Raw genomic sequence first — 13948 nt, 5'->3', positions numbered from 1 at the left:
AGCAAGCTCCCTCGCCACAACAACGGTGCGAGTCAGTCCCTTCACTGCAACGGGTCGATAGGAGAGTAACCATGGCATTCACCCTGGAGCTGGAAGAATGGGTCGGCAGTGTCTGGCACCGTTTCATCACCCGCCGCGCCAGCGTCGATTTTCCCGAGGCACGGGTCGAGCTGATTCCTCGGCAACGCGCCCTGCAGGTATTGTTTCGCGCCACCGGCGGTGCGCTTCACCTGGGTGTGGAGGCCGTCAGCGACCGCGATCTGCTGCTGCGCCGCAACCTGTTGCAGCAGATCGCCGGCACCTGCAAGCAAGTGCCCCTGGCCTGGTGCGATGGCGACAACCTGCGTTTGCCAGCGAACCTGGCGGCGTTTCCCGATATCGGGCTGAACGAGGAGCTGTATCGCTGGCTTGCGTTGCTGGCCGCGCAATCGGGGCCGATGCGGCACTGGGGGCGGGACAATCAGCGCTGGACGCAAGCAGTGTTGAAGCGCTACCCGGCGCTGCGCGCTCGTTACCGGCGGCTGGTGGAAGCGCATTTGTCCCTGCGCCCCGATCCCGCCACGCTCAACCCAGCCGAAGCCGCCCTGGAGCGCGCGCTGTGCCAAGCCTTGCGCGAACCAGGCAGTGTCGAGCATTTTCCACGCAGTGAACGGGCCGCCTGGCCATTGCCGCTGTGGCTGTATCCGCCGCAGCATCTGGCCAATCCCCAGGCAGCCGAGCTTGAAGAGTCCGACCAATACCTGGCGACGCCGCCGGGTGAGCAGCAGGGCGGGCGCAAGCGCGCTGAGCGCATCGACGAAACCAGTCGTGACGGTGGCTTGCTGATCGTGCGCCTGGAGAACCTGTTCAGCTGGACCGAACACGTGGACCTGGATCGCTGGGCGGACGACAGCGAAGACCCGGACGCCGCCCGGGTGGCCGAAGACTTGGACCAATTGACCCTGTCACGTACCCGCTTGCGCAAGGGCGGCGGCCTGAAGCTGCACCTGGACCTGCCGCCGGCCGATGTGGATGACATCCCCTTGGGCGAGGGCATCCTGTTGCCCGAATGGGACTACCGCAAGCAACGGCTGCAGGATGATTTCGTCAGCGTACAGACCTTCATTCCCCGGGACTGCGAGCCGCAGCCGCTGCCATCGCGCCTGCGCCCCTCGGCCCAGCGCTTGCGTCGCCAATTCGAACACCTGCGTAACGATCGACAATGGCTGCGCCAGCAAACCCAGGGCTCGGAACTGGACCTGCAAGCCTGGCTGGATTTTCACGTTGAGCGCCAGCACGGCCGATGCAGCGAGCGCGGCCTGTTCATGGAACAACGCCAGACCCGCCGCGACCTGGCCTGCCTGCTGTTGGCGGACCTGTCGATGTCCACCGATGCCCACCTCAACGACGAACACCGGGTGATCGATGTGATCCGCGACAGCCTGTTGCTGTTCGGTGAAACCCTGTCGGTGCTGGGCGACGATTTTGCTTTGTACGGGTTCTCCTCACTGCGGCGTCAACAGGTGCGGATGCATGAACTGAAGGCGTTCAACCAGCGCTACGACGACCACACCCGGGGCCGGATCCAGGGGCTCAAACCCGGTTATTACACACGCATGGGGGCGGCGATTCGCCAAGCCACGCAACGGTTGGAGGGCTGCAAGCGGCGGCGCAAATTGTTGCTGCTGCTCAGTGACGGCAAGCCCAATGACTTGGACCTCTACGAAGGGCGTTACGGCGTGGAAGACACTCGCCAAGCGGTGCTCGAGGCCCGGCGCCAAGGGCTGACGCCGTTCTGCATCACTATTGATCGCGAGGCCGGGGATTATCTGCCGTACATGTTCGGGGCCAACGGCTACACCTTGATTCGTCAGCCCGAACAACTGCCGCTGCGGCTGCCGCAGTTGTACCGGCAATTGACGCAGGATTGAGGGTTCAGACGATGCTGCGGGGCAGCCAGAAGAACATGACGATGCAGAAGATCGTCAGCCCGACACAGAACCAGCCGAAGCGCCGCAGCCGACGCTCGCCGGCCAACGCAGCTTCGGCCGGCAGGGGCATGCCGCACTGGCGACATTCGCTTTCATCGGTGGGATTAGCCTGTTGGCAATACAGGCAGACGGGCTGTGCGTTCATTCGAATTGCTCCAGGCGCAGGCGATCGAGAATGGCGATCTGGCGACCGTCCTGGGTGATGATCTTTTCATCGATCAGGCGCCGGATGATCCGCGAGAAGGTTTCCGGCTGGATCGACAAGTGCCCGGCGATCAATTGCTTGGCCATTGGCAGTTCGAACTGGCTGTTCACGGTTTGCAGGCGCACCAGTTGCGTCAGCAGATAGCGCACCACGCGGTGAGTGGCGTTCTTCAGCGACAGGGTTTCAATCTCGTTGACCCGTTGGTGCAGGCGTACGCAAAGCTTGCCGAGCAGGGCAAAGGTCAACCGGCTGTTGCTGTGCAACAGGCGCATGTACGTGGCGTTGGACAGGCGATACAACTGGGTCGGGCCGACGGCTTCGGCGGATGCGACGTAGTTGGGGGTGTCCATCAGCATCATCGCCTCGGCGAAAGTCTGGCGCTCGCCGATCACCTCGAAGACTTTCTCCTGGCCGTCCGGGGTCAACCGGTAGATTTTCACCGCCCCGGAGATCACGAAGTAAAACGCCTGCGCCGGTTCGCCCTGGCGGAACAGCGGATCGCCCTTGTCGATATTCAGCAGTTGGCTGGTGCTCATCAGTTCGTCGAGTTGTTCTTCATTCAACGGCTCGAACAGGTGATGGCTGCGCAGAATCTGGTGATGGACACGGTGGAGCACCATGGCATGAATCCTTGTGGTGGCAAGAAAGTAAGCGGGTTCAGACGAGGCTCAGGGACAGGCTGCTGGCCAGTGCTACGACGCAGGAGAGCAGGACGAACCAGGTCAGTGGCAGCGCGACATTTTTCATGGATTACCCCGGGCAAAAGTCTATGCCCTGCCTGAGCAAGACGCGGGCCATGCTGGCGGGCGTTGATTCGCGGGGCGATGCAGGCGATGTGGGTACAAATGACCCTGGCCTGATAGGGTTAAAACAACCATAAAAAGGTCATAAATACCCTTTCAGCTACAGTCTTTGTGGGAGTGAGCCCTCGTGGGAGCCAAGCTTGCTCGCGATGAAGACACCGGGATCTACAGCGGAACCGCGTTATCGTTCATCGCGAGCAAGCTTGGTTCCCACAACGGCAAGCCCCTTGCAAGTGCCTGTTCGAGACGGGAGGTTGCCGATGCGCGGGCTTGATCTGAGACAAGGCCTGCTGGCGTCGATAACCGATCATTCGAACCCTGATTTGTCGTACCTCATTGGCGGGCCAGATCCCCGGTGAGGCAGAGGAGTGGTGTATGCAAGTGCTTGACCGTCGCAAGGCCATGGCCATCCTGCCGTTGTGGCGCCTGGCGTTCCGACCGTTCTTTCTCGCCGGGGGTGTGCTTGCGCTACTGGCGGTGCCGCTGTGGCTCGCGGCGTTCACCGGGCGATTGGCGGCCTGGCAGCCGGCTGGCGGCTGGTTGGCCTGGCATCGCCATGAGCTGTTGTTCGGCTTCGGCCTGGCGATCATTGCCGGGTTCCTGCTGACGGCGGTACAGACCTGGACGGGAACGCCGGGACTCAGCGGCAAGCGCTTGGCGGCGCTGGCGGTGGTGTGGCTTGGCGCACGATTGGCCTGGTTGGTGGATGCGCCCTGGCCAGTGCTGACGGTGCTGGAGCTGGGATTCGCCCTGGCGGTCGCGGTGTTGATGGGGCTGACGTTGTGGCGCGTGCGGCAGAAGCGCAATTACCCGATTGTCCTGGTATTGCTGCTGTTGGCCGCCGCCGATGCGTTATCCCTGTACGGCCTGGTGCAGCACAACGAGGGCTTGCAACGTCAGAGTGTGCTCACCGGCCTGTGGCTGGTGGCGGCGATGATGGGGCTGATCGGCGGGCGCGTGATTCCGTTCTTTACCCAGCGCGGCCTCGGTCGGGTCGAGGGCGTCGCGCCCTGGCCGTGGCTCGATCGTCTGTTGCTGGCGGGTTCGGCGCTGGTGGCGTTGCTGTATGCCTTCGGTCTGGCGCTGGCGGCCAGTGCCTGGGTCGGCCTGTTGTTCGTCGCGCTGGCGGTGGGGCACGGGATTCGACTGGTGCGTTGGCATGATCGGGATTTGTGGCGGGTGCCGCTGCTGTGGTCGTTGCACCTGGCTTACGCTTGGCTGGCGGTGGCGTGCCTGGGCATGGCGCTGTGGCACTTCGGTGTGCCGGTGAATCCGAGCCTGGCGGTGCACGGCCTGACCATCGGGGCCATGGCCGGGCTGATCCTGGCGATGATCGCCCGCGTCAGCCTGGGCCATACCGGGCGCCCCCTTGAGCCGCCAGCGGGCATGACCCTGGCTTTCATTCTGTTGAACCTGGCGTGTGTGAGCCGTGTTTTGCTGGTGCTGGTATTCCCGTTGGCCGGGCTGTGGTTGGCGGCGCTGTGCTGGACGTTGGCGTTCGGCCTCTACGCCTGGCGTTATGGCCCGATGCTGTTGCAGACCCGGGTGGATGGGCATCCGGGATGAGCCGAGGGGATCGATGATGTATGGGGTCTTGCTGGTCACGCACCTGTTGGCGGCTATCGCCTTTATCGGCACGTTGTTTTTCGAGGTTTTTATCTGGCATGCCGCCCGCAGGCCCTTGGCCCAAGGCGTCAAGGACGCCGCCGACCCGGCGATCGCCAAGCGTTCGCGGCAGGTGTTGCACGGTGTGGTGCTGGTGCTTTACAGCGCCGGCATAGCCCTGGCCTGGCAGCATCGCGGTGCATTGAGCCAACCGTTGAACAACAGCTTCGGCCTGTTGCTGAGCCTGAAGATCCTGCTGGCCCTGAGCATCATCGGCCATTATTTGTGGCTGGCGTACTGGCTCAAGCGCGGGCGGCTGACACCGGGCCGCGCTAGTTGGCTGCGTCGCAGTATCCTGGGGCACATGTTGCTGATCGTGGTGTTGGCCAAGGCGATGTTCTATTGGCAGTTTTGAGCGGGAGAATACAACACCGAACCCCTGTGGGAGCGAGCAAGCCCGCTCCCACACTGAACCGAGGTGATTGCAAAAAGGGTGAATATCACAAATCCCTTGTGGAAGCAGGCTTGCCCCCACAAGGGGTTTTCAGTGTTTGATGTTCAGCGGGCAGGCTTCATCGCGTTGACGAACAACACATTGTTTTCCAGATGGATATGCTGCATCAGGTCATCACGAAACTCCACGAGCCCGCGATACAGGGCGCGCCAGGTGTTGCAGGCGTTGGCGGGCGGGGTGATCTGGTCGGTCAGGGTGAGCATGGTTTCCAGGGCTTCACCGTGCTGGTCGTGTTCGTAACGCAGGACCTGGATTGGCGCCGAGGCCCGTTCGCCGAGGCCCTGTTGCAGCATCGGGAACAGCACCTGTTCTTCCTTGAGCATGTGGCCTTCGAGCTCCTGATACATGTCCTGCAGGTGATCAGCCAGACCGTTCGGGCAGTTGGGCCGCGCACCATGGACCTGCTCGACACGCCGGGCCAGGCGGATAAGTTCCGGCAGTTGTTCGCGATGGCGGGCGTGGTAGCGTTCCAGGATGTGGCCGATCAACAGCGCCTGGGGCTCGTCGCGCCAGTCATGGCCCAGCTCCCCGGCGGCTTGCAGCGTGCGCAGGGCATCGGCGATCAGCAGTGGGTTGAGGCCTTTGCCCAGCGCCGCTTCGCGCAAGGACTTTTGCCCGCCGCAGCAGAAGTCGAGGTTGTAATGATGGAAGGTACGGGTGGCACCGGGAATGTCGCAGGCCAGTTGGCCGAGGCTTTGTTCCAGCAGATCGAGGCTCATCGTGTTTCCTTGGGTTGAATCCCGGGGAGGGACAGATGAGCGAACTTTGCAGTCAGCGTGCCAGATGTAACTGACTGAAAATAAAGCATTAATTTTTTACCAGGGTGATTGTCACCCTGGTTGCGAAGGGTCAAACGAACCCTGGAGGGTCATCACTACCATGCTGCGTGAAAGCCTGGCCGCCGACCTGATCGTCGAGCTGCCCAATGCCGTGCGATTGCAGCGCCTGGTGCAGACCCTGCGCGAATACTTCAACAGTGGCGCCGTGGGTTTGTTGCGCCTGGACGATGACAGCCTCAGGCCCGTGGCCACCGTGGGCCTGGTTCACGAGGCGTTGGGCCGTCGCTTCGTGATTGCCCAGCACCCGCGCCTGGCGGCGATCATGGCTTCGCGTGAACCCACCTGGTTCGAGCCCGACAGCCGCTTGCCGGATCCTTATGACGGCTTGCTCGACAACCACGTCGGCGAACCGCTGCCGGTGCACGACTGCATGGGCGTGAGCCTGTACGTGGAAGGCCGGCTGTGGGGGGCGATCACCCTCGATGCGTTGCACGCCGGTACCTTCGACAGCCGCGCTCGCGAGGAGCTCAAGCGTTGTACCTTGCAGATCGAGGCGGCGGTGCGGGTCACCCGACTCGAGCAGGAAAACCGCAGCCTGCGGGCCTCGCGCAGTGATCCGGCGGACCTGCGCCTGCCGGCCGAAGAGGGCGAAATCCTCGGGCGCAGCGAGGGGCTGCAGCAGTTGCTCAACGAGCTGGATGTACTGGCCGACTCGGAACTGCCGGTGCTGTTGCTGGGGGAAACCGGTGTCGGCAAGGAGTTGTTCGCCCGCCGCCTGCATCGCCTGTCCCGGCGTGGCCACAAGCCGTTGGTCCAGGTCAATTGCGCGGCGCTGCCGGAGTCCCTGGCCGAAAGCGAGTTGTTCGGTCACGTCAAAGGCGCTTTTTCCGGCGCGACCACCGACCGTGCCGGACGGTTCGACGCGGCCAATGGCGGCACGCTGTTTCTCGACGAGGTCGGCGAATTGCCGTTGAGCGTGCAGGCCAAGTTGCTGCGCACCCTGCAGAATGGCGAGATCCAGCGCCTGGGGGCGGACAAGCCGCTGCACGTCGATGTGCGGATCATCGCCGCCACCAACCGACATTTGCCCGACAGCATCCGTGACGGCCTGTTTCGCGCCGACCTGTATCACCGGCTCTCGGTCTACCCGGTGCCGATCCCGCCGTTGCGCGAACGCGGCCACGACGTGTTGATGCTGGCCGGCCACTTCCTCGAACTGAACCGCACACGCCTGGGCCTGCGCGGTTTGCGCCTGTCACCGGCGGCCGAACAGGCGCTGCTGGCGTACTCCTGGCCGGGCAACGTGCGGGAGCTGGAACACGTGATCAGTCGCGCGGCGTTGAAGCAACTGAGTCGCGGCGCCAGTCGCAGCCTGATCATGACCCTGGAACCGCAGGTGCTGGATCTGGACGTCAATGCCAGTGCAGCGTCGGCGCAGGCGATGCCGGACCAAGCCCTGGAGGCTCTGGATACGCCCGTGCAACCCTTGAGCGAAGCCGTCGATGGTTGTCAGCGCCAGGCGATCCTCAAGGCCCTGGAGCGTTGCGGGCAGAACTGGGCCGGGGCGGCGCGGCTGTTGGAGGTTGATCCGAGCAACCTGCATAAGCTGGCACGGCGGTTGAGGCTCAAGTAGCGTTTTGTCTGTCACGACCGAGCCGCCTTCATCGCGAGCAAACTCGCTCCCACATTCGTCCTGTGGCGCTCACAAAACCCTGTGGGAGCGAGCTTGCTCGCGATGGCGTCAGTAAATTCAACACAGGAATCAGCATTGACAACGATCAAGGTCGGCTCAGGCGGCCAGGCGCAGACTGGGCCCAACCTATCGGGAGATCACCGTCATGCCCCTTTCCCTGGCCAAAATGCGCCGCCAGTACACCCTCGATGGTCTGGATGAAGCCCAGGCACCAGACGACCCGATGGTCTTGTTCGGGTTGTGGATGCAACAGGCCCGCGATACCGAGAGCCCGCCAGTGGAAGCCAACAGCATGGCCCTGGCGACGGTGGACGGGCAGGGCCGGCCTCACTGCCGGATCTTGTTGCTCAAGGGCTTCAGTAGCGAAGGCTTCTCGTTTTTCGGTAACTACGACAGTGCCAAGGGCCAGGACCTGGCCGCCAATCCCTGGGCGGCCATGACCTTTTTCTGGCCGGGACTGGAGCGGCAAGTGCGTATCGAAGGGGTCGTCGGCAAGCTCGCCCCGGCGCTGTCGGATGCCTATTTCGCCTCCCGCTCCGTGGCCAGCCGTCTTGGCGCCTGGGCCTCACCACAAAGCCGTCCATTGGACGATCGTGCCACCCTCGAGATCTTGCTGGCGCAAACCGGACAACATTTCGCCGATCAACCGGTGCCGCGTCCCGAGCATTGGGGCGGTTATTGCCTGCGGCCCGAACGGCTGGAGTTCTGGCAGGGCCGCGCCGACCGTCTGCATGATCGTCTCGACTACCGCCGGCAAGCGGGCGTATGGCAGCGCACGCGTCTGGCGCCCTGACGCCGAGGAGGTACCTCCATGGAGGAATAGGCCCGGCACCGAATGCGGTTCAGGCTGGGCCATCTTTTCTGACAGGACGGCTGACCATGGCCCATCTGACGCAACGCCTTTTTCAACCGCTGAACATTGCGGTACTCACCATCAGCGATACCCGCAGTTTCGACACCGATACCTCCGGCCAAACCCTCGCCGATCTATTGCAAACCGCCGGGCATGTGCTGATCGACCGCGGGCTGGTGAAGGACGATATCTACCAGATCCGCGCCCAGGTCTCGCAGTGGATCGCCGACCCGAACGTGCAAGTGGTGTTGATGACCGGTGGCACCGGTTTCACCCCGCGCGATAATACGCCCCAGGCGGTGGCACCGTTGCTGGACAAGCACGTCGACGGTTTTGGCGAGTTGTTCCGACAGGTGTCGTTGGCCGAGATCGGCATGTCCACCCTGCAATCTCGTGCCTTGGCGGGTATGAGCAACGGTGTGCTGGTGTGCTGCCTGCCAGGCTCGCCGGGGGCTTGCCGGACCGGTTGGGAACAGATCCTGGCCGGGCAATTGGACAGTCGCACTGGCCCGTGCAATTTCACCCCCCACCTCAAGCCGCAGCCAGGTATTGCCCTGGAACCCTGTGAGGCGCGTTCATGAGCAGCGGCGCGTGTGGCAGCGCCTGTGACAGCGGCGCGCTGATGCCGGTGGAGGAAGCCATTCGCTATTTGCTGGATCAGGCGCCGCTGCCGCCTCCGGTGCAGCGGGTGGCGCTGGCCCAGGCCTTGGGCCGAGTGCTGGCGACCGACATCCGTTGTCCGGTGAACTTGCCCCCATGGGACAACAGTGCCATGGACGGTTATGCCCTGCGGGCCGCTGACCTGCCAGCCGCCGGCGGTTCCCTGACCCTGGCCGGGCGCATTGCCGCCGGCCAGGCATCGAGTCAACCGCTGCGGTCCGGACAGGCCGTACGGATTTTCACCGGCGCGCCGCTGCCGCCGGGGGCAGACACGGTGGTTCCCCAGGAAAGCTGCCGGGTGGAAGGTGAGCGAGTCTGGTTGCCACCGGTCAATGGCGGGGAGCATGTGCGCAAGGAAGGCGAGGAAGTGCGCCGAGGGGACCGTTTGCTTCAGGCCGGAAAACGCTTGCGGGCCCAGGAACTGGGGTTGCTGGCCGGTGCCGGGATTGCCCGGGTAGAGGTCTATCGACCGTTGCAGGTGGGCCTGCTCAGCAGCGGTGATGAATTGCGCGAACCGGGCGAAACGCTGGCACCAGGGCAGATCTACAACAGCAATCGCCATAGCCTCGCGGCACTGCTGCGCGGCTGGGGTATCGAGGTCCACGACTACGGCGTCATGCCGGACAAACTGCTCGCCAGTCGCCAGGCCTTGAGCCTGGCGGCGGCCGAATGCGACGTGCTGCTGACCTCCGGCGGTGTGTCGGTGGGTGAGGAGGATCATCTCAAACAAGCCATCGAAGCCCTGGGCAGCGTTGACCTGTGGCGCCTGGCAATCCAGCCGGGCAAACCCCTGGCCTTTGGCGAGGTGGCGGGCAAACCCTGGATCGGGCTGCCGGGTAACCCGTCGGCGGCGCTGATTACCGCGTTGATTGTCGTGCGCCCGTTCCTGTTCCGGGCCCAGGGCATGGATGAGGTATTGCCCGCAGCGTTGCAGGTGCCGGCCGGATTTGACTGGTTAAAACCCAACCGGCGACGGCAGTACTTGCGGGCGAAATTGACCCCGACCGCCGACGGCTCGTTGTGTGTCGAGCTGCATCCCCAGCAAAGTTCGGCCATGTTGGCGGCCGCGTGCTGGGCCGATGGCTTGGCCGTGGTGGAGTGCCAGGCGCAAGTGCACAAGCACGACAAAGTGATGTATCTGCCGTTCGCGAGCCTGATGCAGTGACGGCAATTGATTGCCGTCAAGGTGGCCAGCGGAGGGCTGGCTAGACTGGCGGCGCCCTTAGTTTTCTCACGAGGATGCCCCATGCAACTGGTTTGCCCGGCAGGGAATCTGCCTGCCCTCAAAGCGGCGGTGCGCCAAGGCGCCGATGCTGTCTATGTCGGCTTTCGCGATGACACCAATGCCCGGCATTTCGCCGGGCTGAACATGGACGACAAGCAATTCGACGCCGCTGTCGCGCACATCCGTCAACACCAACGCAAGCTGTATGTGGCGGTCAACACCTACCCGCAACCCAAGGGCTGGGAGCGCTGGCAGCGGGCGGTGGACCGTGCCGCCGATTTCGGCGTGGACGCGCTGATTGCCGCCGACCCCGGTGTGCTCAGCTACGCCCGCCAGCGCCATCCACAACTGGCGTTGCACCTGTCGGTACAGGGCTCGGCGACCCACGCGGCGGCCCTGGCTTTTTACGCCGAGCGCTATGACATCCGCCGCGCCGTGCTGCCACGGGTGCTGTCCCTGGCCCAGGTGCGTCAGGTGGCGGCGGCCAGCCCGGTGCCGATCGAGGTCTTCGGTTTCGGTAGCTTGTGCATCATGGCCGAGGGCCGTTGTCACTTGTCTTCCTACATCACCGGCGAATCACCGAACCTCTGTGGTGTCTGCTCGCCCGCCAAGGCGGTGCGCTGGAGCGAGGACGCCGACGGCCTGAGTGCCCGCTTGAGCGAGGTGCTGATCGACCGCTACACCCCTGAAGAACCCGCCGGTTACCCAACCCTGTGCAAGGGCCGCTTCCTGGTGGGCGGCAAGCGTTTCCATGCATTGGAAGAACCCACCAGCCTCGACACCCTGGACCTGCTGCCGGAACTGACGGCCATTGGCGTCGAAGCGGTGAAAATCGAAGGTCGCCAGCGCAGCCCGGCGTATGTCGAACAAGTGACCCGGGTCTGGCGCGCCGCGCTGGACGCACACCAGGCCGCGCCGCAACGGTTCCGGGTACAGGAAGAATGGCGCCAGGTGTTGGCCGGTTTGTCCGAGGGCAGCCAGACCACCCTGGGTGCCTACCATCGATCATGGCAATGAGGGAAACCCGATGAAACTCAGCCTGGGACCGGTCCTGTTTTACTGGGACAAAGCGCAACTGGGGAATTTCTACGCCGAGATGTCGGCCCTGCCGTTGGATGTGATTTACCTGGGGGAAACCGTGTGTTCCAAGCGCCGGGCATTTTCCCTGGATCAATGGCTGGGCTTGGCGCGTGAGCTGCAAGCGTGCAGTCAGGCGCAGATCGTATTGTCGAGCCTGACGCTGATCGAGGCGGCCTCGGAGCTGTCCTCGCTGCGACGCCTGTGTGACAACGGCCAGTTGTTGGTGGAGGCCAATGACATGGGCGCGGTGCAGTTCCTCGCCGAGCGCAAATTGCCCTTCGTCGGCGGGCCGGCGTTGAACTTGTACAACGGCCATGCCCTCGGGCAATTGCTCGACAGCGGCATGATCCGTTGGGTACCGCCTGTGGAGTGTTCGGCGGCACTGATCGGCGATGTACTGGAGCAGGTGCGCGAGATGGACCGTGAACTGCCCGAGGTGGAGATTTTTGCCTACGGCCATCTGCCTTTGGCTTACTCGGCGCGCTGCTTCACCGCCCGGGCCGAAAACCGCCCCAAGGACGACTGCCAGTTCTGTTGCATCAACTATCCCGACGGTCTGGCGTTGAGCAGTCAGGAGGGCCAGCAGTTGTTCACCCTCAACGGTATCCAGACGATGTCGGGGGAGGTGACGAATCTGCTGGCTGATTACAACGCACTCATGGCCAGTGGCGCCGACCTGCTGCGCCTGAGCCCGCGCGCCCAGGGCATGGCCGAGGTGGTCACGGCGTTCGACAAGGTGCGCCAGGGCGAGGCTCCACCGCTGTTCGTGGAGGGTTGCAACGGTTACTGGCACGGCCATGCCGGCATGTTGAAGGTAGAGGAGGCAGGCCTGTGTTGAGTCCGAAGAAGTGGCTGCTCAAAGGTGCCGACCGCGTGTTGCCGCTGGTGAGCAAGGTGCCGTTCGTGGTGCAGCGATTGGCGTTGCAGCAGGCGCTCAATCGTTGCCTGGCCGAGCCAGTGCGCGATGGCGGATTCGAAGTGCTGCGCGGGCGCTGGTTGTGCCTGCGGGTGCCGGACCTGAAGTTGTGCTGGTACTTGACCCTGGCACGGGATGGCTTGCGCATCGCCGAACGGGCTGAAGCCCAGGTCACCATCAGCGGCAACTGGCGTGAGTTCCTGTTGCTGGCCAGCCGTCAGGAAGACCCTGACACGTTGTTCTTTCGTCGCCGGTTGGTCATCGAGGGGGATACCGAGTTGGGATTGGCGCTGAAGAACTTGATCGACAGCCTTGATCCGGAGGTCTTGCCGCCGTGGTTATGGCGCAACCTGGAGCGGGCGGGCAAGGGGTTGGCAGCGGTGTGATGAAAGCCCCGAGTGTGTTGCCTCTGGTGTATTCCTGTTCCGGTTGCTCCAACGTCGCGCAACTGGCCAACAGCGTTGCCCTGCGCCTGGACCGTGTCGGCCTGGCGGAGATGTCCTGTATTGTCGGGGTGGGCGGGCATGTGGCGGCGCTGGTCAACAAGGCGCGCTCGGGGCGGCGGATCATTGCGCTGGACGGGTGTCCGTTGCAGTGCGTCCAGGCATGTTTGCAGCAGCATGATCTGACGGCGGATGTGCATGTGATTTTGAGCCAGTTGGGGCTGCGCAAGCGTTTCGGGGTCGATTGTTCGCAAGAGGAGGGGGACGAGTTGTTCGAGCGGTTGATACCGATGATAGGCGTTGATCGATAACCCGTGGCGAGGGCGCTTGCTCCCGCTGGGTCCTGTAGGCGCTGGCGAAGCCTGCGATCTTTTGATCTTTCGCTTGAGAATCAAGTGTCTGGGAAAAGATCGCAGCCTCGTTGCACTCGACAGCTCCTACTGCTGGTAAGCCTCCAGCTCATCCTCGGCCAGGATGCGAATGTTGCGCCGTTCCATGGCAATCAGGCCGCCATCCACCAGGCGATGAAGAATGCGCGAGAAGGTCTCCGGCTGAATCCCCAGCTTGGAGGCCACCAGGCGTTTGGACACCTGCAGCACCAACTGGCCGTCACGGGGATCGCGCTCCTGAAGCAGAAAGTTGATGACGCGCCGGCTGGCGCTGGCCAGGGTCAGGTTGTCGATGTCCTTGAGGCGCTGGTGCAGATGGATGCTCATGCTCGCCAGGATTGCCAGGCAGACCTTTGGTTGGTCTTCCAGGGCGTTTCGGTAATGGTTGCCTTCGACACTCACCAGCACACTGTCCTTGATCGCCGACGCGCTGACCGGGTAGCACTTGGCCTGGCTGAACAGCAGGGCCTCGGCGAAGGTCTGGCCGGGCTGGATGATCTCCACCAGGTTTTCCTGGCCTTCGCCGGTGACCCGATACAACTTGATCTGCCCACTGACCAGCAGGAAAAACCGCTTGGCCGGGTCGCCCTGATGCATGAGCGTGCTGTTGCAGGGCAGGCGCTTGAGGACGGCGAGGTTGCACACTTCCTCGAAAATCCGCTCCGGCAACTGGCTGAACAAGTGGTGACGGCGCAACAGTAAAACGATGGAAGGGTGAGTCAGCATGGCGTACCTCCGCGTACCCTCATGGTAGGGCCCAGGGCGCCGTCGGCCTATGCCTCGGCAGGCCTACCTCGGAAGAGGGATGGGCCC

Annotated in this window: 15 protein-coding genes; 11 read left to right on the top strand and 4 right to left on the bottom strand. The window is 63.5% G+C overall.

Going from position 1 to position 13948, the window contains the following annotated elements; translation table 11 throughout:
• The first annotated feature begins 71 nt into the window (after window positions 1–71).
• Window positions 72–1910, top strand: coding sequence for a nitric oxide reductase activation protein NorD (locus ACWNZ1_RS05535; protein ID WP_256452733.1), 1839 nt, complete (start codon window positions 72–74; stop codon window positions 1908–1910).
• Window positions 1911–1914: 4 nt separating this feature from the next.
• Here ACWNZ1_RS05535 and ACWNZ1_RS05530 read toward each other — a convergent pair whose 3' ends face one another.
• Both ACWNZ1_RS05530 and ACWNZ1_RS05525 read right to left on the bottom strand, forming a co-directional pair.
• A complete protein-coding gene (locus ACWNZ1_RS05530; RefSeq protein ID WP_135845136.1) occupies window positions 1915–2115 on the bottom strand; it encodes a protein DnrP in 201 nt (66 codons plus the stop codon).
• Window positions 2112–2795, bottom strand: a complete 684-nt coding sequence (locus ACWNZ1_RS05525; protein ID WP_135845137.1) for a Crp/Fnr family transcriptional regulator — start codon at window positions 2793–2795, stop codon at window positions 2112–2114. Before ACWNZ1_RS05525 ends, ACWNZ1_RS05530 begins: the two co-directional genes overlap by 4 nt.
• Before the next feature lie 558 nt (window positions 2796–3353).
• Between ACWNZ1_RS05525 and ACWNZ1_RS05520 the strand changes: the two genes are divergently transcribed.
• Both ACWNZ1_RS05520 and ACWNZ1_RS05515 read left to right on the top strand, forming a co-directional pair.
• Window positions 3354–4544 carry an NnrS family protein gene (locus ACWNZ1_RS05520; protein ID WP_135845138.1) on the top strand — a complete coding sequence of 397 codons (1191 nt, stop codon included), beginning with the start codon at window positions 3354–3356 and terminating at the stop codon, window positions 4542–4544.
• 13 nt (window positions 4545–4557) lie between these two features.
• The gene (locus ACWNZ1_RS05515) at window positions 4558–4998 is read left to right on the top strand and encodes a hypothetical protein (protein ID WP_256452734.1); all 441 of its coding nucleotides are present in this window, start codon (window positions 4558–4560) and stop codon (window positions 4996–4998) included.
• 143 nt (window positions 4999–5141) lie between these two features.
• Here ACWNZ1_RS05515 and ytfE read toward each other — a convergent pair whose 3' ends face one another.
• Entirely contained in the window at window positions 5142–5816 is a 675-nt protein-coding gene (gene ytfE / locus ACWNZ1_RS05510; RefSeq protein WP_135845140.1) for an iron-sulfur cluster repair protein YtfE, read from the bottom strand.
• A 160-nt stretch (window positions 5817–5976) separates the two neighbouring features.
• Between ytfE and norR the strand changes: the two genes are divergently transcribed.
• From norR to ACWNZ1_RS05470, 8 genes are all read left to right on the top strand, one after another.
• Window positions 5977–7509 (top strand): nitric oxide reductase transcriptional regulator NorR, encoded by a 1533-nt coding sequence (gene norR / locus ACWNZ1_RS05505; RefSeq protein ID WP_456027469.1) that lies wholly within the window; start codon window positions 5977–5979, stop codon window positions 7507–7509.
• Between the two features lie 205 nt (window positions 7510–7714).
• Window positions 7715–8362 (top strand): pyridoxamine 5'-phosphate oxidase, encoded by a 648-nt coding sequence (gene pdxH / locus ACWNZ1_RS05500; protein ID WP_135845142.1) that lies wholly within the window; start codon window positions 7715–7717, stop codon window positions 8360–8362.
• Window positions 8363–8448: 86 nt separating this feature from the next.
• Window positions 8449–9003: a molybdenum cofactor biosynthesis protein B gene (gene moaB, locus ACWNZ1_RS05495; protein WP_135845143.1), complete on the top strand. Its 555-nt coding sequence runs from the start codon at window positions 8449–8451 to the stop codon at window positions 9001–9003.
• Entirely contained in the window at window positions 9000–10247 is a 1248-nt protein-coding gene (locus ACWNZ1_RS05490) for a molybdopterin molybdotransferase MoeA (protein WP_135845144.1), read from the top strand. The genes moaB and ACWNZ1_RS05490 overlap by 4 nt, the downstream gene beginning before the upstream one ends.
• Before the next feature lie 81 nt (window positions 10248–10328).
• The gene (ubiU, locus tag ACWNZ1_RS05485; RefSeq protein ID WP_135845145.1) at window positions 10329–11324 is read left to right on the top strand and encodes a ubiquinone anaerobic biosynthesis protein UbiU; all 996 of its coding nucleotides are present in this window, start codon (window positions 10329–10331) and stop codon (window positions 11322–11324) included.
• Window positions 11325–11334: 10 nt separating this feature from the next.
• Window positions 11335–12225: a U32 family peptidase gene (locus tag ACWNZ1_RS05480; RefSeq protein WP_135845146.1), complete on the top strand. Its 891-nt coding sequence runs from the start codon at window positions 11335–11337 to the stop codon at window positions 12223–12225.
• Window positions 12219–12689, top strand: coding sequence for a ubiquinone anaerobic biosynthesis accessory factor UbiT (gene ubiT / locus ACWNZ1_RS05475; protein WP_135845147.1), 471 nt, complete (start codon window positions 12219–12221; stop codon window positions 12687–12689). The genes ACWNZ1_RS05480 and ubiT overlap by 7 nt, the downstream gene beginning before the upstream one ends.
• Entirely contained in the window at window positions 12689–13057 is a 369-nt protein-coding gene (locus tag ACWNZ1_RS05470; RefSeq protein ID WP_280944897.1) for a putative zinc-binding protein, read from the top strand. The genes ubiT and ACWNZ1_RS05470 overlap by 1 nt, the downstream gene beginning before the upstream one ends.
• Window positions 13058–13183: 126 nt before the next feature.
• Here the strand turns inward: ACWNZ1_RS05470 and ACWNZ1_RS05465 are convergent, their stop codons facing one another.
• Window positions 13184–13861, bottom strand: a complete 678-nt coding sequence (locus ACWNZ1_RS05465) for a Crp/Fnr family transcriptional regulator (protein WP_135845149.1) — start codon at window positions 13859–13861, stop codon at window positions 13184–13186.
• Window positions 13862–13948: the final 87 nt, after the last annotated feature.

The organism is Pseudomonas sp. CFBP 5748 (genome assembly GCF_053850495.1).
Note: the sequence above shows the minus strand (reverse complement) of the source record. Positions and strands in the feature narration are given on the sequence as shown.